The organism is Dyella sp. BiH032 (genome assembly GCF_031954525.1).
GTDB lineage: Bacteria > Pseudomonadota > Gammaproteobacteria > Xanthomonadales > Rhodanobacteraceae > Dyella_D.
This window is the reverse complement of the sequence record NZ_CP134867.1, coordinates 3892990-3913557: the sequence shown is the minus strand read 5'-3', so window position 1 is coordinate 3913557 and position 20568 is coordinate 3892990. Positions and strand designations below refer to the sequence as shown.

Below are 20568 nucleotides of genomic sequence, written 5' to 3'. Positions count from 1 at the left end.
CGATATGAGCAAGTTCCGACGCGATGCGCGCGGATTCACCCTGGTCGAGCTGATGGTGGTAGTGGCGATCATTGCCATCCTGGCTGCGTTCGCGGTGCCCAACTATCTGCGCTATGGCATACGGGCGCGCCGGGCGGATGGGCAGAACCTCCTGATGCGCGTGGCGAATGCGCAGGAGCGGTTCTACGCCACGAACAACCGCTACGGCACCTTGGTGGAGGTCGGATTCAACAACACGTCCTCCGATAAGGGCTACTACTCGGTAAGCGTTCTTCCCGCGTCGCCGGTCACGACTTTCATTGCCACGGCGACACCAGTGACCGGTGGCCCCCAGGCAAAGGACGACTGCAAGGCGCTCACGATCAACAATGCGGGTGTGAAGGGTTACAGCGGAGCCACCACCAACGGCACGTGCTGGTGACCGCCATGAAACGACAGGGGCACAGGGGTTTCAGCGTCGTCGAACTGATGATCGCACTCGCCGTGGCGGCGATTCTGCTCGTCGTGGGGGCACCGAGCTTCCGCGACGCGCTTCGTCGCAACAAAGTGAGCGCGACCAGCAACGCTCTGCTGGCGGACATCGCCTACGCGCGCAGCGAAGCGATCAACCGCGGCAATATCGTTTCAATCTGCCCGAGCTCGGATCAGAAGACCTGCACGGCGAACGGCACGGCGTACGAGAACGGTTGGTTGATCTATACGTACGCGCCCGGCAAGGGCACGCCCAATGCGGTCTACAGCAGCACGAGCACGGACAACATTCTGCTGCGTGCCGCCACGGCGCGCGACAGCGTGTCGGTGCAGGCCCTGGACAGCGTCATCCTCAGTTTCGGTTCGCAAGGGCAGAGCCGGCGCCCGGATACCAAACAACCGAAATTCGCCACCTGTTTCCGCGCCGTGGGCGCCTCGGGCACGGGAAGCAGCTCGAATGCGGTGCCGGGCGCGCAGTTGACGGTGAATGCGTCGGGCAGCGTGACCTCCAAGTCGCTTGGCGTGCAGACGGGCTGCGTGCCGACCTAACGGCGTTAAATCCACCTGTAGCCGACGAGCATCGATTGCTTGCCGGGCTGCCGTCGATCGAAAGGGGTAGTCAGGCGCGCATGCTTTGCAGGTCCAGTGAGCGCGCCTGACCTAAGTCAGCGAGTTCGTTTCCCGCGCCTGGCGGGCGTACACTTCGTCTCCCCCGGGTAAGCGCCGCGATGCCGCGCGTGTGCCGCCCCATCCCCAGGAGAGACTCGATGCGCATCCTCGTCGTCGGTGCCGGCGCTACCGGTGGCTATTTCGGCGGCCGTCTGCTGGAGAACGGGCAGGACGTCACCTTTCTGGTGCGGCCCGCCCGCGCCGAGGCCTTGGCGAAGCATGGCCTCGCGATCCGCAGCGCGCTGGGCGACGCCACGCTGCGTGCGCCGACGGTGACCGCGGACGCGTTGCGTGGGTCCTACGACCTGATCCTGCTCAGCTGCAAGGCCTACCACCTGCCGCAGGTCATCGCGGACGTGGCGCCGGCGGTGGGCGAGGGCACGGCGATCCTGCCTTTGCTCAATGGCATGCGGCATCTGGATGAGCTCGATGCGCGCTTCGGCGCTGCCCGCGTGCTCGGCGGGCTGTGCGTGATCGCCGCGACGCTCGGTGCCGAAGGCGAGGTGCGCCACCTCAACCGCTCCCACAGCCTGACGTTCGGCGAGCGCGACGGCTCGCGCTCGGCGCGGGCGGAGCGGATCGCCGAAGCGATGCAGGGCGCCAACTTCGAGTCGCGTCTCAGCACGGGCGTATTGCAGGACATGTGGGACAAATGGGTGTTCCTCGCTTCGCTTGCCGGCATGACCTGCCTGATGCGCGCGCCGGTGGGCGACATCATGGCCGCGCCGGGTGGATTGGACGCGATGCTGTCGATGCTCGACGACTGCTGCCAAGTGGCTTCCGATCATGGCCATGCACTATCGGAAAGCGTGCTGTCGAAAGCGCGCGGCGTCTTGACGGAGGAGGGCTCCACCCTGAGCGCCTCGATGATGCGCGACCTGGAGCAGGGTGGGCCGGTCGAAGCGGATCATGTGGTCGGCGATCTGATCGCGCGGGCTGCGCCCGGCGCTTCGCTGTCCATGCTGCGGACCGCGTATGCGCATCTGAAGGCCTACGAGAACCGCCGCGCACGCCAGGCTTGAGCGACACGGCCTTCTGAACCGCCATTCCGGCGTCAGCCGGAATGGCAAAAAGGGATGCGCCGACGTCGGCCGGAATGGCAAGAGAGATGCGCCGGCGCGGGCCGGAATGGCAAAAAAGGATGCACTGGCGCAGGCCGGCATGACAAAAAAAGCGCCGCATTCGCATGCGGCGCTTTTTTCTTTTCAGCGAGGCGCCGCGGTCCAGGCCGCGGCGTACTGCATCACCAGATCTTCACCTGCTTGTCGGCATCGCGCACCATCGCGTCGCCCGGCTTGCACTGGAAGGCCTTGGCGAAGGCTTCCATGTTCGACGGCGCGCCGATCGCGCGCAGCGAGACCGGGGCGTGCGGGTCGGTGTTGAGCGAGAGCAGGGCCTGCTTCTCGCGCGCGTGGCCGCGCCACACGCGGGCCCAGTTGAGGAAGAAGCGCTGGTCGGGCGTATAGCCGTCCGTCTTCTGCTCGGTCGAGCCCGGGGTCTTGGACAGCACGCTCTGCAGCGCGTCGTAGGCCACGTTCAGGCCGCCCAGGTCGGCGATGTTCTCGCCCAGGGTCAGCTTGCCGTTGACGTGCGCGTCGGGCTTGTCCTTGATCGGCGTGTAGTCGTTGAACTGCTGCACCAGCTTCTCAGCGCGGCCGTCGAACTGCTTGCGGTCCGCCGCGGTCCACCAGTTCTCCTGGTTGCCCTGGCCATCGAACTGGCTGCCTTCGTCGTCGAAGCCGTGGCTGGCTTCGTGGCCGATCACCGCACCGATGCCGCCGTAGTTGATCGCATCGTCAGCGCTGGCGTCGAAGAACGGCGGCTGCAGGATCGCGGCCGGGAAGTTGATGGTGTTGTCGGTGGGGTTGTAGTACGCGTTGACCGTCTGCGGGGTCATGCCCCATTCCTTGCGGTCGGTCGGCTTGCCGATCTTGGCGATGTCGTAGTCGTAGTTGAACTTCGAGGCGGCCATCACGTTGCCGTAGAAGTTGTCGCCGCTGACGTTCAGACCAGACCAGTCACGCCACTTGTCGGGGTAGCCGATCTTCGGCAGGAAGGTCTCCCACTTGGCGATGGCCTTCTGCTTGGTGGCGTCGCTCATCCAGTCGAGCTTCTCGATGCGCGCCTTCAGGGCGTTGCGCACGTTGTCGACCAGTTCCTGCGCGCGTTCCTTCGCCTCGGGCTTGAACACCTTGGCCACGTACAGCTGGCCCAGCGCTTCGCCCATGGAACCGTTCACCGCGCCGAGCACGCGCTTCCAGCGCGGCTTCTGCTGCGGCTGGCCGGCGAGGGTCTTGCCGTAGAAGTCGAACTTGTTGTCCTGGAACGCCTTGCTAAGGTACGGCGAGGCGTCGCTGATGGTGTGGAAGCGCAGGTAGGCCTGCCACTGCTCGATGGGCGCGGCGGCCAGCAGCTTGTCGAACTCGGCGAAGAACTTCGGCTGCGACAGCGAGAAGCCCTTGTCGATCGTCACGCCCTGGGCACTGAAGAACTTCTCCCAGCTGAAGTGCGGGGTAACCTTGTCGGCCTCCTTCACGCTGACGAAGTGGTACTGGTTCTTCGGATCGCGCTCTTCCACCGGCGCCAGCGAAGCCTTGGCCAGTTCGGTTTCGAACTTCAGCACGTCGTCGGCCTGCTTCTTGGCGTCGGCCTCGGCCACGCCGGTCAACTGCAGCGCCTGGGCCACGTGCGCCACGTAGGCGTCGCGGATCTCCTTGTACTTCGGATCCAGGTAGTAGTCCTTGGTCGGCAGGCCCAGGCCGCCCTGGTTGGCATAGCCGATCTGCGTCTCGGCGTGCTTGTAGTCCGCGCCGGAGCCGAACTGGAACACCTGGCCGTCGCCTTCGGCATAGCTCTTGGTGATGTAGTCGGCCACGTCGGCGCCGCTCTTCAGCGCGCCGATGGCGTCGAGCTTGGGCTTGATCGGCTCGAAGCCGGCCTTCTCGATGGCGTCTTCGTTCATGCCCGACTGGTACAGCAGGCCGATCTTCTGCTCGATGGAACCGGCCTGCGCCTGCGCGGCGCCCTTGGCGGCCGCGTCGACGATCTCGTGCTGCGTGTTGAGGCTGTTCTCGCTCAGCTGGTCGAAGGCGCCCCAGCGGGTGCGGTCGTCGGGAATCGGATTGGCGGCGACCCACTTGGCGTTGACGAAGCCGTTGAAGTCCTGGCACGCGTTGATGCCGGTATCCAGCTCGCTGACGTCGAACGGGCTCTTCTTCGCGGCCGGCGCGGCGGCGGTGGTAGAGGCCGGGGCGGGCGCGCTGCCGCTGGCGGCGGGGGCTTGCTCGGCGGATTCGTGCTTGCCGCAGGCGGAAAGCGTCAGGGCCAGGCTCACCGCAAGGGCGAGCGGCTTCAGGTACGGCTTGGTCATGGATCTCCCTCTCATGAAATGGCGCCCCCGCGGGGGCGAAATGGCTTGTCTGTCACCGATGGCCACGCCGGGTATGTGTCCCGTTTCGCGGTCATGGCCCTCGACGCTAGGCCAAAGGTCATGGTCGGGCACAGTGTCAAAGGTCAGGGGGCAGGCCCTGCAGGGCGGCCGCGTCGAGGCGGTACACGGGATAGAGGCCCACGTCCTGGGCCGTGTACCAGGGCGAACGCTCGAAGAAATAGAACAGGCGCTGCGACGGGCTGGCGGCGAACGCTGCGTCCTCGCGGAGGCGGTGTTCGAAATCGGCCTTCAGCGCAGGATCTTTCGCCATCATGTCGCGCGCGAGTTTCTCCAGCACGCGCGGCTCGCCGTATTCCTTGGGCTCGAAGACGGCGTCGAGGAAACCCCAGCGCAGCAGCGAGTCCGGCGCCTGCGGCTCGAGCAGTTCGATCGCCAAGTTGGCCGCGCGCTGATCCATCGGCACGATCGCCGAGCCGGCCGGCAGTTCCACCTCGCGCGTCGTCGGGGACAGTGCGAAATCGCGCAGCATCAAGTGCCCTTCGAACGGCTTGCTCGCCCACTGCGGCTTGTCGAGCTGGTAAGCCTGCACCTTGAGCTTCGCCGGCCGGGCCAGGCGACGGTAGGTAATGCCGTGGGCATCCAGCCGGTCCAGCACCTGCGTCCATTGCGCCGGCACGACATAGGCGGCCGGCGGCGCGACGGCGGTGTCGGGCAGCAGTCCGTTCCAGTTCTGGATGTCGTAATTGCGCGGCGTGCGCGGGTCGTACTGGATCCAGTCGCTGTTGGAGACATCGCTGTGACTGAGGCTGAAGGCGTAGCCCTTGAGCGTGAAGGGCGTCGAGGCCGGGTCGTCCTTGAAGGTCAGCGCGACCTGGGCATGTGCATCGCGCGCACGGGCCACCACCGCCTCGTCCGCCTTGCGGTTGGCCGCGATCAGGCCGGCCGCGTCGGCGCCGGTCTGTTCGAGCATCAGGGCGACCAGGTCATAGGTGGCGCGCACGCGGGTTTCGTAGCTCTTGAGCATGTGCGTCTCCACCAGCAGGGCTGGGCGGTTCTGCAGTGCCGCGTAGCCGGTGGAGAAGCGCGGCCCGGAACCGAAGTTGACGATGCCCTTGCGCGGATCGCGGCCGTCCTTGAATTCGAGGTAGATCGAGGCGAGGTGTCCGCGCTTCTCATAGGCGGGAATGACGCGATCGTGCAGCAGCTTCTGCTGCCACGCGCTCACGCCGGCATCGAGCTTTTGCGGGTCTTCCAGGTACCAGGTGAGGTCGTACTGATAATCCGCGCCGTCGGTGGTGTGGATATCCATCAGCAGGTCGGGCCGCCAGCGCTGCCAAAGCTTCAGCCAGTCGCGCATCTCCGGCGCGTCGGCCTTGATGTAGTCGCGGTTGAGGTTGAGGTACTGCGACTGGCCGCGGAAGCCCATGCGTTCCGGGCCGTTCTGGTTGATGCGGTGGTAGGGCGAGCTGTTTTCGTGGCCGTCCACGCTGAATACCGGGATGAAGACGAGCACCGCATGGTCCAGCAGGTGCGGCAGCTTGCCGGTCACGGCGTAGTCGCGCAGCAGCATCAGGCCGGCGTCCTTGCCCTCGATCTCGCCGGGATGGATGCCCGCCTGCAGCAGCACGACCGGCTTGCCCTTGCGGTGCGCCTCTTCGGGCGTGAACGTGCCGTCGGCGCTGGCGATCACCACGGCCATCGGGCGGCCTTGCGGCGAGGTGCCGAAGGTTTCCACCTTCAGCTTGCCGGGCGCGGCCTCGGCCAGTTTTCTCAGGTAGGCGACGGTGTCCGCGTAGTCCGGCGTGGTGCGGAAATGGCCCGACTCCGCGGGCGTGGTCCAGTCGGCGGCGTGCGCGAAAGGCGCGGACGCCGCGAGCGCGGCGGCGAGGAGCAATCGGTTCATGCGCGGTCCTGATGCGGCGGCAGCGCCGGCGAAGCGGGCAGGGTGTCGGGCGCGACTGCGCCGCCGGAGATGATGAAGGCCATCGCCTGGTCCATGGTCCAGTCGGTGGGCGTGAGTTCGTCCACCGGCACCACCTCGAGGTAGCCGCCGGTGGGGTTGGGCGTGGTGGGGATGTACACCGCGGCCATCTCGCGGCCGGTGCCTTCCTCGGTCATCACGCGGGTGACGAAGCCGACCACCTTCATGCCCTGGCGCGGGAAGTCGATCAGCACCACGCGCTGCACGCCGGAAGGTTTCTGCTGCAGCACCGCCATCAGCTTCTTGGTGCCGCCGTAGATGGTCTGCACCAGCGGGATGCGTGCGAGCAGGCCGTCGAAGGCTTCCAGCAGGCGCTGGCCGATCACCCGCGTAGCCAGCCAGCCGAGCAGGTAGAGCGCCAGCAGGGTGAGCACCAGCGCCAGCACGGACAGCAGCCAGCCGCGGTTGAGCGCCTCGCCCAGGGCCGGCGACACGCGTCCGGCGGCGACGACGAGCGCACCCACCGCCGGCGCGCCGATCCCGGCCAGCAGGCCGAAGACGAATTTGAACACCAGCCACGTCACCCATAGCGGAAGGAAGGTGAGCAAGCCGGTGAACAGGTAGCGTTTGACGCGCAGTCGCCGCATGGGGAACACCCTTCGGGAGGCGGGGAAGCCGGCATTGTAGGCGGAGGGGGACATGGCCTGGGCGTGACGTTCGACCCTTTCGCGCCGCCTGCGATTTTTGCCGCTTGTGATTTTTTTCGCCGCGGCGCGAATCATGGAGGGAGAGCGGGGGAACGGACATGAGCGGCAAGGCGGACCACGGGCAGTTCGAGCAGAGGTTGGCGGAGCACCGGCGCTTGATCGCCAAGGTGGCGAGCGTGTATGCCGCGGGCGCCGAGGACCGGCGCGATCTGGAGCAGGAGATCTGCGTGCAGTTGTGGCGCGCCTATCCCGGCTATGACGAACGGCGCGCGCGCTTCTCCACCTGGTTGTACCGGATCGCGCTGAACGTGGCGATTTCCCACCTGCGCCGCGAGCAGGGCCGCGATGCCGGCCGGCTCGAGCCGCTGGAGCAGCACCACCTGGACACGCTGAGCGGCGAGGAGCCGCCGGAGCGCGACGAGCGGCTGGCCGCGCTGTACGCGTTCATCGGCCAGCTCGACCCGCTCAACCGCGCGCTGATCCTGCTTTACCTGGAAGAACGCAGCTATGCGGAGATCGCCGAGGTGCTCGGCATCACCGAAACGAACGTTGCGACCAAGCTCGGTCGCATCAAGCAGACCTTGCGCGGCCGGATGACCGCGTCACCCACCGAGCGCCTGAGCGCAGGAGCATGAGCATGGAACTGGACGAACTGAAACTCGCCTGGAAAGCGTTGGACGCTCGCCTCGAGCGGCAGCATCAATGGGGCGTGCAGTGGCATCGCGCGAACATGCTGGAACGGATGAGGCATGGCCTGCGCCCTCTGCGGTGGGGGCAATGGGCGCAGTTCGCGCTCGGGGCCGTGTTTCTCGGCATGGGCGTGTCGTTCTGGAGCACGCATCGGTGGTCGTGGGCGTGGGTGTTGTGCGGTGCCGTCACGCAACTGTTCGGCATCGTGGTGATGGCTTTTTCGGGGCGCCTCATCGCGCTGCTGCACGGTATCGACTACGCGACACCCGTGCTCGACATCCAGCGGCGCCTGGCCCTGCTGCGGCGTTGGCGGGTGCGGGTGGAGGCGCCGGTGTTCGCCACGCTCGGGAGCGTGATCTGGGTGCCCTTGATGCTGATGCTGTTCCAGCTCGAGTTCGATGCCGGGGGCGGCGACGCGTTGCGGCAAGCGCCAGGGCTCGTCTGGAACCTGATGCTTGGCGGCCTGGTCGCGCTGGCGCTGACCTGGGGCACGTATGGCGTGCTGCGCTTTGCCGGCAAGCGCTCCTGGCTGGAACGCAACTTCGTGGGCCAGAGCCTATTGCGCGCGGAAGCGGCGATGGAGGAGATACGCCAGTTCGAGCAGGCGTGAGCGCGCGGTCGGACGATGCGGACTTCTTCTTCGCCGTCCTGCCCGGGATCGCTTCATGGCTCGCGCGAAAGGGTCATGCGGCTTCGCGGGCCCGCGGCTTCAGGCGCACGTAAAGCTGCTTGCGCACCCGCGCCACCACCTCGCCGTCGGCGGTCATCACATCCGTCTCGAACCAGCGCAGTACCTTCTCGCCGGTGGCGGCGGCGGCGCGCAGTTCGTCGATCACGCTCGGCTCCAGCTTGAAGTGCGCATAGACATCGCTACGGCCCGGCGCCACGAAGTCGATCGCGCCGGCTTTGTCCCACACGAAATACTCGCCGCCGAGCCGGTGCATCACCAGCAGCATCCAGAACGGGTCGGTCATGGCGAACAGGTTGCCGCCGAACTGGGTGCGCACGTAGTTGCGGTTCCAGGGACGCAGGCGCAGGACCACGCGGGCTTCAGACCAGTCCTCCGCGACGTGCTGCACGCGGATGCTGTTGAACAGGAACGGCGGCCAGAGGTTGAGCAGGCGGCGGAAGGTGGAGGCGCGCATGGGGCTCGCGGATGGCGGCTGGGTGCGCCAGTCTACGATAAACATACGTGCGCGTATGGGGCGCCGCTGCTCCTCGGCGCTCGATACGAGGGCTGACAAGCGGCCGGCGCATGCCGGCCGCCCGGGGGGGCTTGCCGTTTAGAACAACAGCGAAGCCATGCGGCGGCGGTACTTGCCCACCAGTTCGGCGTCGTCCAGCGTGGCGAAGGCGGCAAGCAGGCGCTTCTTCGCCTGGCCGTCGTTCCAGTCGCGGGCCTTTTCCAGGATCGCCAGGAACTGATCGAGGCCGGCCGCGGCGTCGCCCTCAAGCAGCAGGCGCACGCCGAGCAGATCGCGCGCCGCCCAGTCCGTAGCGTCGTTCTGCACGCGCTGGCGCAGTTCGCCGAGCGCCGGGGCGCCCTGCAGCGCGCGCGCCAGGTCGAGCTGGCTGCGCAGCCGCACCGCGCGCCCATCGGTGGCGAGGTTGGCGGGCAGCGCGGCCAGTTCGGCCTCGGCCGCGTCGGCCTGGCCGGCCTGCATCAGGGCCAGGGCCAGGTCGAGCTTCAGTTCCGGCTGCTCCGGTTCGGCCGCGATCGCATGGCGCAGGCGCTCGACGGTCTGCTCGGGCGTCTCGGCCGGGGCGAGGGTGGCTTCTTCGGCGGCATCCTCGGCCGGCTGCACGTGGCGCGACAGGAATTCGCGCAGCTGGCCCTCGGGTAGTGCTCCGGCGAAGCCGTCCACGATCTGGCCGTCCTTCACCAGGATCACGGTCGGAATGCTGCGCACGCCGAACATGGCCGCGAGCTGCTGGTTCTTGTCGACGTCGACCTTGGCGAGGCGGAAGGCACCGTTGAAGGCGGTCGCCAGTTTTTCCAGCAGCGGGCCCAGGGTCTTGCAGGGGCCGCACCAGGTCGCCCAGAAATCGATCAGGATCGGCGTCTTCAGCGAGGCCTGCAGCACCTCTGCTTCGAAGTTCTCCTGGTCGACGTCGAAGACATGGGTTGGGGCGTCGCTGGTCACGGCCGGGCTCCGGGGGACAAAGAGGGAATCGGCATCAGATCAGGGCGGCATGGTGCATATCAAGGGGGCCGCGCCCGCCCGTGGCGGCGCTGAACGGGCTTGCCGGTGCCTGGGCGCACGCGGCGTGGATTTGCGAGAATCCGCCGGATGACGAGCCCGGACCCCGCCAGTACCCGCATGGCCGAACAGCAGCCGTTGCTGATCTGCGAGCATTGCGACACCGTCTACCGGCGGCGCGAGCTGTGCTGCGGCGAGGTCGCGCGTTGCCTGCGTTGCGACGCCATCCTGGAGCGGCACCATCGCCTCGGCGTGGGCGGCATGTTCGCGCTGGTGGTCACCGCGATGCTGGTGTTCGTGCAGGCCAACGTCTGGCCGATCGTGACGCTGGGCCTCAACGGCCAGCTGATCAGCACCACGCTGTGGGGCGCCATCATCATGATGTGGCGGGAGCATTCGCAGATCGTCTCGGTGCTGGCCGCGGCCACGCTGTTCTTCTTTCCCTTGTGCAAGATGTCGCTGCTGGGCTGGGTGCTGTTCTTCGCCCAGCGCGGCCAGCGCGCCCCCGGTTTTCGCCAGGCGATGGTGGCGCTGCACCGCGTGGGGCCGTGGACCATGAGCGAAGTGTTCGTGCTCGGCGCGCTGGTGGCGATCGTGAAGGCGCGCGTGTACTTCGATGTGATCCTCAATCCGGGGATCTTCGCCTATGCGGCGCTGACCCTGCTGATCACCGTCTTCGCCAGCATCGACCTGCGCCGCCTGTGGGAGCTGGTGCCGGAGACGCCCGCATGAGCGCCGACCTGCCGCGCGCGGACGAGCTGGGCCTGATTGGCTGCCACGTGTGCGGCCTGGTCTGCCGCGACACGGGCGCGGAACATGCGCACTGCCCGCGCTGCCATTCCTCGCTGCACCGGCGCAAGACGGCCAGCTATAGCCGCACGTGGGCGCTGCTGATCGCCGCTTTCATCTTCTATATCCCCGCCAACGTGCTGCCGATCATGCGCACCGCGAGCGTGGGCGACATCGACGACAACACCATTCTGAGCGGTGTCATCGAGCTGTGGGTAAAGGGCTCGCCGGACCTGGCCGTGATCGTGTTCACCGCCAGCATCATGGTGCCGGTGCTCAAGTTCCTGGCCCTGGTGACGCTGCTGTGGAGTTCGCATCGCGCCAGCCCCTGGGCGCGCCGGCAGCGGTCCAAGCTGTACCGGCTGGTGGAGCTGATCGGCTACTGGTCGATGCTGGACGTGTTCGTGGTGGCGCTGCTGACGGCGCTGGTGCAGTTCGGCGTGCTGAGCCTGGTGGAACCCTTGCCGGGCGTGGTGTTCTTCGGCCTGACGGTGGTACTCACCATGTTTGCCTCGATGAGTTTCGACCCCAGGCTGATCTGGGATGGCAGGGAATCCGATGACTGACCAACAAACGCCTTCCGGCGGAGCACTGCCCGAGCCGATCGTGCGCAAGCCGCGCGTGAACGCCTCATTCGTATGGCTGATCCCCGTGCTCGCCGCGCTGGTCGGCCTTTCGCTGGTGATCAACGCCTGGATCAAGGCCGGGCCGACCATCACCATCAGCTTCCAGAGCGCCGAAGGGTTGGACCCGGGCAAGACGCCGGTGAAGTACAAGAACGTGGTGATCGGCCGCGTCACCTCGGTGACGCTCAGCAAGGACCGCAGCCACGTGACGGCGAAGGTCTCGCTGGAGAAGAGCGCCGAGGGCTTCGCCACCGCCGACACCCGGTTCTGGGTGGTGCGTCCGCGCATCGGGCTGGGCGGGGTGTCGGGCATCGACACGCTGCTGTCCGGCGCGTTCATCGGCGCCGACGTGGGCGAGTCCAAGGAAACGCGCGACGAGTTCACCGGCCTGGAGGAGCCGCCGGCGGTGACCCACGGCGCGCCGGGCAAGACCTTTAAGCTGCACACCGACGACCTCGGTTCGCTCGACATCGGCTCGCCGGTCTATTACCGCCGCATCCAGGTCGGCCGCGTGGTGACCTACCAGCTGGACAAGGACGGCAAGGGCGTGAGCCTGCAGATCTTCATCGATGGACCGAACGACGAATTCGTCACCAAGTCCACGCGCTTCTGGAACGCCAGCGGCGTGGACGTCTCGATCGGCGCCGACGGCGTCAAGCTCGATACGCAATCGCTGGCCACCGTGCTGGCCGGCGGCGTGGCGTTCGGCTCGCCGATGGGGCCGCACGACGAGACGCCGGCGGACCAGGGCGCGGAATACCGCCTGTTCGGCGACCAGGCGACTGCCATGGCGCCGCCGGATGGGGAGCCCAAGTACATCCGCATGCGCTTCGATCAGTCGCTGCGCGGCTTGAAGGTGGATGCGCCGGTGGAATTCCTGGGCATTCCGTTCGGCCGGGTGGTGTCGATCAACCTCGACTTCGACGAGAAGACCCAGACCTTCCCGGTAGTGGTCGGCGCGGTGGTGTATCCGCAGCGCCTCGGCCGCGCCCACGACAAGCTGGTGGCGCTGGCGCGCGAGCGCGGCGACGACGCGCAGCTGTCGCAGATGATGGGCAAGCTGATCGAGCACGGCCTGCGCGCGCAGGCGCGCAGCGGCAACCTGCTGACCGGCCAGCTTTACATCGCGCTGGATTTCGTGCCGAAGGCGCCGAAGGTGGCATACGACCCGGCCCAGAAGCCGCTGGAGATCCCGACCGTGCCGGGCAGCTTCGACCGGTTGCAGGAGCAGCTGGCGGAGATCGTGGACAAGATCCAGAAGATCCCGTTCGACAGCATCGGCAAGAACGTGGACGCTACGCTGGCTGAGCTCAATCGCACGCTCAAGCAGGTGAACGGCGACGTGCTGCCGGAGTTCAAGAACACCCTGCAGGGCGCGCAGCAGACGCTGGGCAACGCCAACAATGCGCTGTCGGCGGATTCCCCGCTGCAGCAGAACCTCGGCGGCACGATGCAGGAACTGCAGCGCACGGCGCGCTCGCTGCGCGTGCTCACCGATTACCTCGGCAGCCACCCGGACGCGCTGCTGCGCGGACGCCGGGCGGATGCCCCGCCGCCGCGCGCCGAGCCGCCGGCCGCCACGCAAGAAGGGAGCAAGCCATGATCCGCAAGGGAAACCGCTTCGCCGTCCTCGGCGCCCTGGTCCTGGGTGGCGCGCTCGCGCTGGCCGCCTGCGGCGGCTCGGCACCGGTGCGCTACTACACCCTGGTGCCGCCGGCGGATGCCTATGTGCCCACCGCGACCCAGAGCGCCATCGTGGCGCCCGCGGCATCCTTCCAGTTCGAGCTGCTGCCGGTGGGCGTGCCCGCACAGGTGGACCAGCCGCAGCTGGTGGTGCGCCAGGGCGGGCAGGGCGTGGCGGTGCTGGATGGCGAGCGCTGGATCGCCCCGCTGGGCGACGAGGTGCGCGGAGCGTTGTCGGCGGACCTCTCGCGGCAGCTGCATGCCCAGGACGTCTCCGGCCTTGCGGCGGGCACGCCGCCGGTGCTGCGCATCAAGGTAGACCTGCGGCGCTTCGATTCCGTGCCGGGGAGCTACGCGCTCGTCGATGCGGCGTGGAGCGTGCGGGCGCTCAAGAGCGGCGCGTCGGTGGCGTGCACCAGCCGTGTGCAGGAAAGCGTGGGCGAAGGCTATGCGGCCCTGGTGCAGGGCCATCAGCGGGCGCTGGACGGTTTGGCCGCGCGGATCGCCGCGGCGGCGCAGACGCTGGCCGCGGGCCAGCCCGTCGCCTGTCCGGCAGGCTGAAGCGGGGGCGGGAAACCGGCCGTGCCGAGCCCGCCCCGGTCCCGCGCCACCCCTGTCATCTGCTAGTCTGCCGCGTTCACCCGCAGCCGCCGGCGGACGCCGGCACGGGCTGCCGCAACGAGATCCAGGCGCCGGAAACATGCAGGACAACCAAGCACAGGGCAGCAACGACCAGGCCAGCGAGCAGGCTGGCGAACAGGGCTATCGGCCGCAGGCGGTGGAAGCCGCCGCGCAGCAGTACTGGCGCGAGCAGCGCGCCTACGAGGTGAAGGAAGATCCTTCCCGGCCCAAGTTCTACTGCCTCTCGATGCTGCCGTATCCCTCCGGCGCCCTGCACATGGGCCATGTGCGCAACTACACGATCGGCGACGTGATCAGCCGCTTCCAGCGCATGAACGGCAAGAACGTCCTGCAGCCGATGGGCTGGGACGCGTTCGGCCTGCCGGCCGAGAACGCCGCGATCAAGAACAAGACCGCGCCGGCCAAGTGGACTTACCAGAACATCGACCACATGCGCGGCCAGCTGCAGCGCATGGGCTTTGCCTACGACTGGACTCGCGAGTTCGCCACCTGCCGGCCGGAGTACTACCGCTGGGAACAGTTGATGTTCACACGGCTGATGAAGAAGGGCCTGGCCTACCGCAAGAACGCGGTGGTCAACTGGGACCCGGTCGACCAGACCGTACTGGCCAACGAGCAGGTGGTCGACGGCCGCGGTTGGCGGTCCGGCGCGCTGGTGGAGAAGCGCGAGATCCCGCAGTGGTTCCTCAAGATCACCGACTACGCGCAGGAACTGCTCGACGGCCTGGACACCCTGCCGGGCTGGCCGGACGCGGTGAAGACCATGCAGCGCAACTGGATCGGCCGCTCCGAGGGGCTGGAGATCCATTTCGCGGTCGAAGGCGAGGCCGAGCCGCTGACCGTGTTCACCACGCGTCCGGACACGCTGATGGGCGTGACCTTCGTGTCCATCGCGGGCGAGCATCCGCTGGCGCTGAAGGCCGCGCAGGACAACCCGCGGCTGGCCGCGTTCCTGGAAGAGCTCAAGCACGGCGGTGTGTCCGAGGCCGAGCTGGAGACGCAGGAAAAGCGCGGCATGGATACGGGCATCGAGGCCATCCACCCGCTGACAGGCGAGAAGATCCCGGTCTTCGTCGCCAACTTCGTGCTGTGGGGCTATGGCACCGGCGCAGTGATGGCTGTGCCCGGCCATGACCAGCGCGACTGGGAGTTCGCGCAGAAATACAGCCTGCCGATCAAGATGGTGGTGGTCGACCGCGCCGTGCTGGACGCGGTGGCGGAAATCGGCCACGACCTTTCCAAGGGCGTCGGCGCCGATCCGCTGCGCGCCGCCCTGGGCGGCGGCACGGTCGACGCGTACGCGGCGTCTTCCGCCGTGCAGCTGGTCGAGGCGTTCGAGCGCAGCATCCAGCAGGACGGCGCGTATACCGAGCGCGGCTTCCTGGTGAACTCGGGCGAATTCGACGGCATGGACTATGGGCAGTCCTTCGAGGCCATGGCCGCGCGCTTCGAGCGCGAGGGCAAGGGCGTGCGCCGCGTGAACTGGCGCCTGCGCGACTGGGGCGTGAGCCGCCAGCGCTACTGGGGCTGCCCGATCCCGGTCATTTATTGTCCCCACTGCGATGCGGTGCCGGTGCCGGAAGACCAGCTGCCGGTGGTACTGCCCGAGGATGTGGCCTTCTCCGGCGTGCAGTCACCGATCAAGGCCGACCCGGAATGGCGCAAGACCATCTGCCCGCAGTGCGGCGGCCCGGCCGAGCGCGAGACCGACACCTTCGACACCTTCATGGAGTCCAGCTGGTACTACGCCCGCTACACCAGCCCGGGCGCGAGCGACCAGGTGGACGGGCGCGCCAACTACTGGTTGCCGGTGGACCAGTACATCGGCGGCATCGAGCACGCGATCCTGCACCTGCTGTATTTCCGCTTCTATCACAAGCTGATGCGCGACGCGGGCCTGGTGCATTCGGACGAACCGGCCACCAACCTGCTGTGCCAGGGCATGGTGATCGCCGAGACGTTCTATCGCGAGAACGCCGACGGTTCGAAGGACTGGATCAATCCGGCCGACGTGGAGATCGAGCGCGATGACAAGGCGCGCGTGATCGGCGCCCGCTCGAAGCAGGACGGCGAGCCGGTGAAGATCGGCGGCACCGAGAAGATGTCCAAGTCCAAGAACAACGGCATCGACCCGCAGGCGATGGTGGACAAGTTCGGCGCCGATACGGTGCGCCTGTTCTCGATGTTCGCCGCGCCGCCGGAACAGTCGCTGGAATGGAGCGAGGCCGGCGTGGAAGGCATGGCGCGCTTCCTGCGCCGCTTCTGGCGCGAGGTGACCACGCACGCCGCGGCTCCCGACCATCCGGTCACGGACCCGGCGGCGCTCGACCCCGCGCAGAAGGCGCTGCGCCGCCAGCTGCACGAGACCATCCAGAAGGTCGGCGACGACTTCGGCCGGCGCCACTCCTTCAACACCGCCATCGCCGCGTTGATGGAGCTGCTCAACGCGCTGGGCAAGTTCGACGACATGAGCGAGCAGGGCCGCGCGGTGCGCCATGAGGCGCTGGAAGCGATGGTGCTGCTGCTCAATCCGGTCGTGCCGCATGTCAGCCACGCCCTGTGGCAGGTGCTGGGGCATCCGGCGTCGGTGCTGGAAGACCAGCCCTGGCCGAAGGCTGACGAGGCCGCGCTGGTGCGCGACTCGCTGACCCTGGCGGTTCAGGTCAACGGCAAGTTGCGCGGTACCATCGAGGTCGCCGCGGGCGCTTCGAAGGAAGAGGCCGAGAAGCTCGCGCTGGCGCATCCGAACGTCGCGGCCTTCTTGGAAGGCCAGAGCGTCCGCAAGGTGATCGTGGTTCCCGGCAAGATCGTCAACATCGTCGCAGGATGAGAGCGCCCCAATGAGTACCGTGAGCCGCGTGTTCAAAGCTTCGCTGATGCTGGTGTCTGCCCTCGCGCTGACGGCGTGCGGTTTCCATCTCCGCCAGAGCGCCGCGTTGCCGGCCGCGATGCAGCGCGTGCACTTGGCGGTGAACGGCGGCGCCGACCTGCAGCGCGACCTGGCGCGCGCGCTGGAAAGCTCTGGCGCTACCGTAGAGGAGCGCTCCGGCCCCGGCGTCGCCGAGCTGAAGGTGCCCGTCGCCAGCTTCAGCACCGAGACGCTGACCGTCAGCGGCTACGCCCGCGTCACCGAGTACGCGGTGCGCTATCAGGTGCAGTTCCAGCTCGAGGATGGCGCCGGCCAGGTGCTGCTGCCGTCGCAGAGCATCAGCATGTCGCGTGAATTCAGCTACGACGCCACCAACACCATCGGCACCACGGCGCAGGTGGAAGAGATTCAGCGCAGCCTCAACGACGACATGGTGCAGTCCATCCTGTTCCGCTTGCAGGCGCTGCAGAAGCACGGCGGCGTGGTCGCGCCGGCGTCCGCGTCCTCCACGCGCTGACCGCATGCCGCTCAATCCCGCCCAATGGCAGAAGGCGCTGGCCGGCGACAGCCTGCGGCCGGCGTACCTGCTGGCCGGCGAGGAGCTGCTGGTGCTGGAAGCCGCCGACGCGCTGCGCGCGCAGGCGCGCCGCCTGGGCTATGCCGAGCGCGAGGTGCTGGACGTCGGCAACCATTTCGACTGGAACGACCTGGCCCGGGCGGCCGCGGGCATGTCCCTGTTCGCCACGCGCCGCCTGCTGGACTTGCGCCTGCCCACCGGCCGCCCGGGTACCGAGGGCGCCAAGGCCATCAACGAGTTCTGCGCCAATCCGCCACCGGACGTCACCTTGTTGATCACCGCCACCGAGTGGAGCAGCAAGCATGAAGGTGCGTGGACCAAGAACCTCGACGCCGCCGGGGCCGTGGTGGTGTTCAACGCCCCCAAGCCGCACGAATGGGCGGCCTGGGTCGGCGCACGGCTCGCTTCGCGCGGGCTGAGCGCCACGCCCGACGCTGCCGCGCTGCTGGCCGAGCGGGTGGAGGGCAACCTGCTCGCCGCCGCGCAGGAGATCGACAAGCTGGCCGTGCTGCGCGGCGAAGGTGGCGGCGGGCGCATCGACGCGACCGAAATGGAGCATCTGGTCGCCGACAGCGCGCGCTACGACGCCTTCAAGCTCACCGACGCGGCCTTCGCCGGCGACGGCGGGCGCGCCTTGCACATTCTCGCCGGCCTGCGTGCCGAGGGCGATGAGTTGATCGCGCTGATGGGCTGGCTGGTGAACCAGCTGCAGCTGGCGCTGCGCCTGGCCAATGCGCGCGACTTCGCCGCGCAGGCTCGCGCCGAGCGCCTGTGGCCCGCGCGCGAACAGCTGTTCCGCAAGGCCCTGCGCCGCGCGCCGCGCGAGCATTGGCTGCAATGCCTGGCGCGTGCGGCGCGCATCGATCGCATGGCCAAGGGCCGCGAGGCGGGCGATCCGTGGCTGGAAGCCGAGCGCCTGATCGCCGCCATCGCCGAACCGCGGGCCGCCAGCGCCTTCGCATGAAACCGCTCGCTCTGTTCGGCGGCACCTTCGATCCGGTGCACCTGGGCCACCTGAGCGTGGCGTGGGAAGCGGCGGAGCTGCTCGACGCGGAAGTGCGCCTGATGCCGGCCAACGTGCCGCCGCACAAGCCGGCTCCATTGGCCACGGCCGATCAGCGCGTGGCCATGCTGCACGCAGCGTTGCAGAAGCAGGATCGCCTGACCGTGGACACGCGGGAGCTGCGCCGCGAAGGCCCTTCCTACACCTACGACACTTTGCGCGAGTTGCGCGCGGAGCAGGGCGCCCGCCCGCTGGTGCTGCTGCTGGGCGCGGATGCCTTCGCCGGCCTGCCGACCTGGCATCGTTGGCGCGAACTGTTCGACGTGGCGCACCTGGGCGTGCTCAGCCGGCCCGGCGTGGAAGTGGAATTGCCGCACACGTTGTGGGCGGAGATCGATACCCGCCGCACCGACGACGTCTCTTCGTTGCGTGCGTCGCCGGCGGGATACGTCATCGAGTTGGCGGTCACACCCTTGGAAATCTCCGCCACGCGCATCCGCGAACTGCTTGCCGCGGGGCGAGATCCACGCTATCTGCTGCCATGCGGGTTGTTCGAGGACCCGGCGCTGCTGGAACCCTACCGGCGCGGCAAGGCCGGCTGATCGCGCGGCATCCCATCGGAAGGACACCGATGTTTTTCGACAAGGAACCCAGTCGTGATCGCGACGCACACCACTGAGCGTCCGCTTGAGCCACGAGACCTGGCCTTGCTGCGCGCGCTGCGGACGAACTTGCTGGGCGGTATCGCCATGACGACGCTGGCGGGCACGGTCTTCGTGTCTGCCCTGGCGAGCGCGCTATGGACCCTGATCGATCGCGGCATAGGGCACGAGTTTTCGGCCGAGCTTGTCGCCGTTCCGCTGCTCGCCGCGATCGTGGGCGTGGCGTTCCTGGGCGGGGCGCGTAGCGCTCGTCTGTTCCGTAGTGCCGACGCGTTGCTGCGGCAGCCCTCGCGGGTCGCGAAACAAGTCAGCCAGGGCGAATTGACCGCGATTGCGCGAGGCAAGGGCAGCATCCGCTACGACCTGGGCGGAGAATCCTTCGAGGTGTGGTTGCCGGTGCCGCTCGCCGATACCGGCAAGATCGATTTCGAAAGAACCGTTCCACGCCTGGGCGGCTTGCTGCATCGGCGCGTCTCATTGGAGTGGCTGGCACTCGACGGTGCACCGAGGCTGCTGCTTCGCGTGGATTATCCGGACGATCCCCCGGTGGTGACGGAGCGCGTATCGACCGAGCAGGAACGTCGCGCCGTGGCCTGGTGGGATCACGTCGCCTACGCCTGGTTCATGGCCGTGCTTGCCATGCTGGCGTTTCTGGCGGGCGGCGTCGCCTTGTTCGCTTTCATCGACGCCTGGGCGTATTCGCGGCTCACCGGCGGCCTCCTGGTGGCCGCGCTGCCGATCGGTGCGATCGGCGTGCATATGTGGCGCAGGACGAAGCACTGGCTGGCGATCGAGCCGCGAACCTTGACCGTGACGGGTGTGATCGCGGAAGTGCTGGACAAAACCGTCTCCATTGGCCGCTATGCGCGAACCCAGCGTTGGTATCGCATCGGCGATCGTCTCTATGCCACCGGCTTGAAAGTGCCGGACGAGGAGACGATCACCTGCGGCAGCGTGGTGCGCATGGACTATGTGGATCGCCGTCCGCGCGGCGGCCGCATCCTGCGCATCGAACCGTTGTCGGGCTGAGCGGAGCCGATGCGTTTCACGCGCTGCGCGGTACGAAGCGCAGCGCCACCGAATTCATGCAGTAGCGCAGGCCGGTCGGCCTGGGGCCGTCGGTGAATACGTGGCCCAGGTGGCTGTCGCAGCCGGCGCAGCTCACTTTGGTGCGCACCATGCCCAGGCTGTAGTCGTTGCTCTCGACGATGTTGGCCTTCGCGATCGGCTCCCAGAAGCTGGGCCAGCCGGTGCCTGAGTCGAACTTGGTCGAGGCGTCGAACAGCGCGGTGTCGCAGCCCGGGCAGCGGAACAGGCCCTTGGCGTGCAGGTTCCAGTATTCGCCGCTGAAGGGGCGTTCGGTGCCTTCGCGGCGCATCACGTAGAACGCATCCGCGGAGAGCCGCTGGCGCCATTGCGTGTCGGTCAGCACCAGCTTCTGCACGTGGCAGGGGCCGAGGCGGCGTCCGTCGGCATCAGCGAAGCACTCCAGCATGAGGTCCTGCGGTGCGGCAGTCGACGCGGCCGCGCCGGCGGCCAGCGCCGGGTCGCGCCGCGGCCACAGCAGGGCGCCGACGGCGGCGCCGGCGACACCCAGCGCGGCGACGCGCAGGAAGCCGCGCCGCTGTTCGTTCTCGATGGTGCGGATGGTGCGTGTGCTCATGGCG

At 67.9% G+C, this 20568-nt stretch carries 20 protein-coding genes; 14 read left to right on the top strand and 6 right to left on the bottom strand.

Going from position 1 to position 20568, the window contains the following annotated elements; genetic code table 11:
• The first annotated feature begins 4 nt into the window (after positions 1-4).
• The 3 genes from RKE25_RS17290 to panE all read left to right on the top strand — a co-directional run bounded on the left by RKE25_RS17290 (position 5) and on the right by panE (position 2162).
• Complete coding sequence (locus tag RKE25_RS17290) at positions 5-421, top strand: type IV pilin protein (protein ID WP_311839337.1); 417 nt, start codon at positions 5-7, stop codon at positions 419-421.
• Positions 422-426: 5 nt separating this feature from the next.
• Positions 427-1020, top strand: coding sequence for a GspH/FimT family pseudopilin (locus RKE25_RS17285; protein ID WP_311839336.1), 594 nt, complete (start codon positions 427-429; stop codon positions 1018-1020).
• Positions 1021-1238: 218 nt separating this feature from the next.
• A complete protein-coding gene (panE, locus tag RKE25_RS17280) occupies positions 1239-2162 on the top strand; it encodes a 2-dehydropantoate 2-reductase (protein WP_311839335.1) in 924 nt (307 codons plus the stop codon).
• A gap of 221 nt (positions 2163-2383) precedes the next feature.
• On the opposite strand, the gene RKE25_RS17275 is transcribed toward panE, so the two are convergent.
• The 3 genes from RKE25_RS17275 to RKE25_RS17265 all read right to left on the bottom strand — a co-directional run bounded on the left by RKE25_RS17275 (position 2384) and on the right by RKE25_RS17265 (position 7099).
• Positions 2384-4510 (bottom strand): M13 family metallopeptidase, encoded by a 2127-nt coding sequence (locus RKE25_RS17275; protein WP_311839334.1) that lies wholly within the window; start codon positions 4508-4510, stop codon positions 2384-2386.
• A gap of 136 nt (positions 4511-4646) precedes the next feature.
• Positions 4647-6434 (bottom strand): M14 family metallopeptidase, encoded by a 1788-nt coding sequence (locus RKE25_RS17270; protein WP_311839333.1) that lies wholly within the window; start codon positions 6432-6434, stop codon positions 4647-4649.
• Complete coding sequence (locus tag RKE25_RS17265) at positions 6431-7099, bottom strand: DUF502 domain-containing protein (protein ID WP_311839332.1); 669 nt, start codon at positions 7097-7099, stop codon at positions 6431-6433. The genes RKE25_RS17270 and RKE25_RS17265 overlap by 4 nt, the downstream gene beginning before the upstream one ends.
• Before the next feature lie 158 nt (positions 7100-7257).
• Between RKE25_RS17265 and RKE25_RS17260 the strand changes: the two genes are divergently transcribed.
• Entirely contained in the window at positions 7258-7794 is a 537-nt protein-coding gene (locus RKE25_RS17260; RefSeq protein ID WP_311839331.1) for a sigma-70 family RNA polymerase sigma factor, read from the top strand.
• A gap of 2 nt (positions 7795-7796) precedes the next feature.
• The gene (locus RKE25_RS17255) at positions 7797-8459 is read left to right on the top strand and encodes a hypothetical protein (RefSeq protein ID WP_311839330.1); all 663 of its coding nucleotides are present in this window, start codon (positions 7797-7799) and stop codon (positions 8457-8459) included.
• 73 nt (positions 8460-8532) lie between these two features.
• Here the strand turns inward: RKE25_RS17255 and RKE25_RS17250 are convergent, their stop codons facing one another.
• Together RKE25_RS17250 and trxA are read right to left on the bottom strand one after the other, a co-directional pair.
• Positions 8533-8994, bottom strand: a complete 462-nt coding sequence (locus tag RKE25_RS17250) for a DUF4442 domain-containing protein (protein WP_311839329.1) — start codon at positions 8992-8994, stop codon at positions 8533-8535.
• A gap of 138 nt (positions 8995-9132) precedes the next feature.
• Positions 9133-9993 carry a thioredoxin gene (gene trxA, locus RKE25_RS17245; RefSeq protein ID WP_311839328.1) on the bottom strand — a complete coding sequence of 287 codons (861 nt, stop codon included), beginning with the start codon at positions 9991-9993 and terminating at the stop codon, positions 9133-9135.
• A 147-nt stretch (positions 9994-10140) separates the two neighbouring features.
• Between trxA and RKE25_RS17240 the strand changes: the two genes are divergently transcribed.
• The 9 genes from RKE25_RS17240 (at position 10141) to RKE25_RS17200 (ending at position 19930) form a co-directional block, all read left to right on the top strand.
• Entirely contained in the window at positions 10141-10782 is a 642-nt protein-coding gene (locus tag RKE25_RS17240; RefSeq protein WP_311839327.1) for a paraquat-inducible protein A, read from the top strand.
• Positions 10779-11405, top strand: a complete 627-nt coding sequence (locus RKE25_RS17235) for a paraquat-inducible protein A (RefSeq protein WP_311839326.1) — start codon at positions 10779-10781, stop codon at positions 11403-11405. The genes RKE25_RS17240 and RKE25_RS17235 overlap by 4 nt, the downstream gene beginning before the upstream one ends.
• The gene (locus tag RKE25_RS17230; protein ID WP_311839325.1) at positions 11398-13068 is read left to right on the top strand and encodes an MlaD family protein; all 1671 of its coding nucleotides are present in this window, start codon (positions 11398-11400) and stop codon (positions 13066-13068) included. Before RKE25_RS17235 ends, RKE25_RS17230 begins: the two co-directional genes overlap by 8 nt.
• Positions 13065-13709, top strand: coding sequence for a PqiC family protein (locus RKE25_RS17225; RefSeq protein WP_311839324.1), 645 nt, complete (start codon positions 13065-13067; stop codon positions 13707-13709). The genes RKE25_RS17230 and RKE25_RS17225 overlap by 4 nt, the downstream gene beginning before the upstream one ends.
• 139 nt (positions 13710-13848) lie before the next feature.
• Positions 13849-16620, top strand: coding sequence for a leucine--tRNA ligase (gene leuS / locus RKE25_RS17220; RefSeq protein ID WP_311839323.1), 2772 nt, complete (start codon positions 13849-13851; stop codon positions 16618-16620).
• 10 nt (positions 16621-16630) lie between these two features.
• Positions 16631-17176, top strand: coding sequence for an LPS assembly lipoprotein LptE (gene lptE, locus RKE25_RS17215; RefSeq protein WP_311839322.1), 546 nt, complete (start codon positions 16631-16633; stop codon positions 17174-17176).
• Between the two features lie 4 nt (positions 17177-17180).
• A complete protein-coding gene (gene holA, locus RKE25_RS17210; protein ID WP_311839321.1) occupies positions 17181-18200 on the top strand; it encodes a DNA polymerase III subunit delta in 1020 nt (339 codons plus the stop codon).
• Entirely contained in the window at positions 18197-18841 is a 645-nt protein-coding gene (gene nadD, locus RKE25_RS17205) for a nicotinate-nucleotide adenylyltransferase (protein ID WP_311839320.1), read from the top strand. The genes holA and nadD overlap by 4 nt, the downstream gene beginning before the upstream one ends.
• 54 nt (positions 18842-18895) lie before the next feature.
• A complete protein-coding gene (locus RKE25_RS17200) occupies positions 18896-19930 on the top strand; it encodes a hypothetical protein (protein WP_311839319.1) in 1035 nt (344 codons plus the stop codon).
• Between the two features lie 16 nt (positions 19931-19946).
• On the opposite strand, the gene msrB is transcribed toward RKE25_RS17200, so the two are convergent.
• On the bottom strand, positions 19947-20564 hold the full coding sequence (gene msrB, locus RKE25_RS17195) for a peptide-methionine (R)-S-oxide reductase MsrB (RefSeq protein ID WP_311839318.1): 618 nt from the start codon (positions 20562-20564) through the stop codon (positions 19947-19949).
• Positions 20565-20568 lie beyond the last annotated feature (4 nt).

What these genes read in the sequence shown, in the direction of transcription:
- RKE25_RS17290 (WP_311839337.1), top strand. Translation starts at nt 5, where the DNA reads ATGAGCAAGTTCCGACGCGATGCGCGCGGATTCACCCTGGTCGAGCTG.
- RKE25_RS17285 (WP_311839336.1), top strand. Translation starts at nt 427, where the DNA reads ATGAAACGACAGGGGCACAGGGGTTTCAGCGTCGTCGAACTGATGATC.
- panE (WP_311839335.1), top strand. Translation starts at nt 1,239, where the DNA reads ATGCGCATCCTCGTCGTCGGTGCCGGCGCTACCGGTGGCTATTTCGGC.
- RKE25_RS17275 (WP_311839334.1), bottom strand. Translation starts at nt 4,510, where the DNA reads ATGACCAAGCCGTACCTGAAGCCGCTCGCCCTTGCGGTGAGCCTGGCC.
- RKE25_RS17270 (WP_311839333.1), bottom strand. Translation starts at nt 6,434, where the DNA reads ATGAACCGATTGCTCCTCGCCGCCGCGCTCGCGGCGTCCGCGCCTTTC.
- RKE25_RS17265 (WP_311839332.1), bottom strand. Translation starts at nt 7,099, where the DNA reads ATGCGGCGACTGCGCGTCAAACGCTACCTGTTCACCGGCTTGCTCACC.
- RKE25_RS17260 (WP_311839331.1), top strand. Translation starts at nt 7,258, where the DNA reads ATGAGCGGCAAGGCGGACCACGGGCAGTTCGAGCAGAGGTTGGCGGAG.
- RKE25_RS17255 (WP_311839330.1), top strand. Translation starts at nt 7,797, where the DNA reads ATGGAACTGGACGAACTGAAACTCGCCTGGAAAGCGTTGGACGCTCGC.
- RKE25_RS17250 (WP_311839329.1), bottom strand. Translation starts at nt 8,994, where the DNA reads ATGCGCGCCTCCACCTTCCGCCGCCTGCTCAACCTCTGGCCGCCGTTC.
- RKE25_RS17240 (WP_311839327.1), top strand. Translation starts at nt 10,141, where the DNA reads ATGACGAGCCCGGACCCCGCCAGTACCCGCATGGCCGAACAGCAGCCG.
- RKE25_RS17235 (WP_311839326.1), top strand. Translation starts at nt 10,779, where the DNA reads ATGAGCGCCGACCTGCCGCGCGCGGACGAGCTGGGCCTGATTGGCTGC.
- RKE25_RS17230 (WP_311839325.1), top strand. Translation starts at nt 11,398, where the DNA reads ATGACTGACCAACAAACGCCTTCCGGCGGAGCACTGCCCGAGCCGATC.
- RKE25_RS17225 (WP_311839324.1), top strand. Translation starts at nt 13,065, where the DNA reads ATGATCCGCAAGGGAAACCGCTTCGCCGTCCTCGGCGCCCTGGTCCTG.
- leuS (WP_311839323.1), top strand. Translation starts at nt 13,849, where the DNA reads ATGCAGGACAACCAAGCACAGGGCAGCAACGACCAGGCCAGCGAGCAG.
- lptE (WP_311839322.1), top strand. Translation starts at nt 16,631, where the DNA reads ATGAGTACCGTGAGCCGCGTGTTCAAAGCTTCGCTGATGCTGGTGTCT.
- holA (WP_311839321.1), top strand. Translation starts at nt 17,181, where the DNA reads ATGCCGCTCAATCCCGCCCAATGGCAGAAGGCGCTGGCCGGCGACAGC.
- nadD (WP_311839320.1), top strand. Translation starts at nt 18,197, where the DNA reads ATGAAACCGCTCGCTCTGTTCGGCGGCACCTTCGATCCGGTGCACCTG.
- msrB (WP_311839318.1), bottom strand. Translation starts at nt 20,564, where the DNA reads ATGAGCACACGCACCATCCGCACCATCGAGAACGAACAGCGGCGCGGC.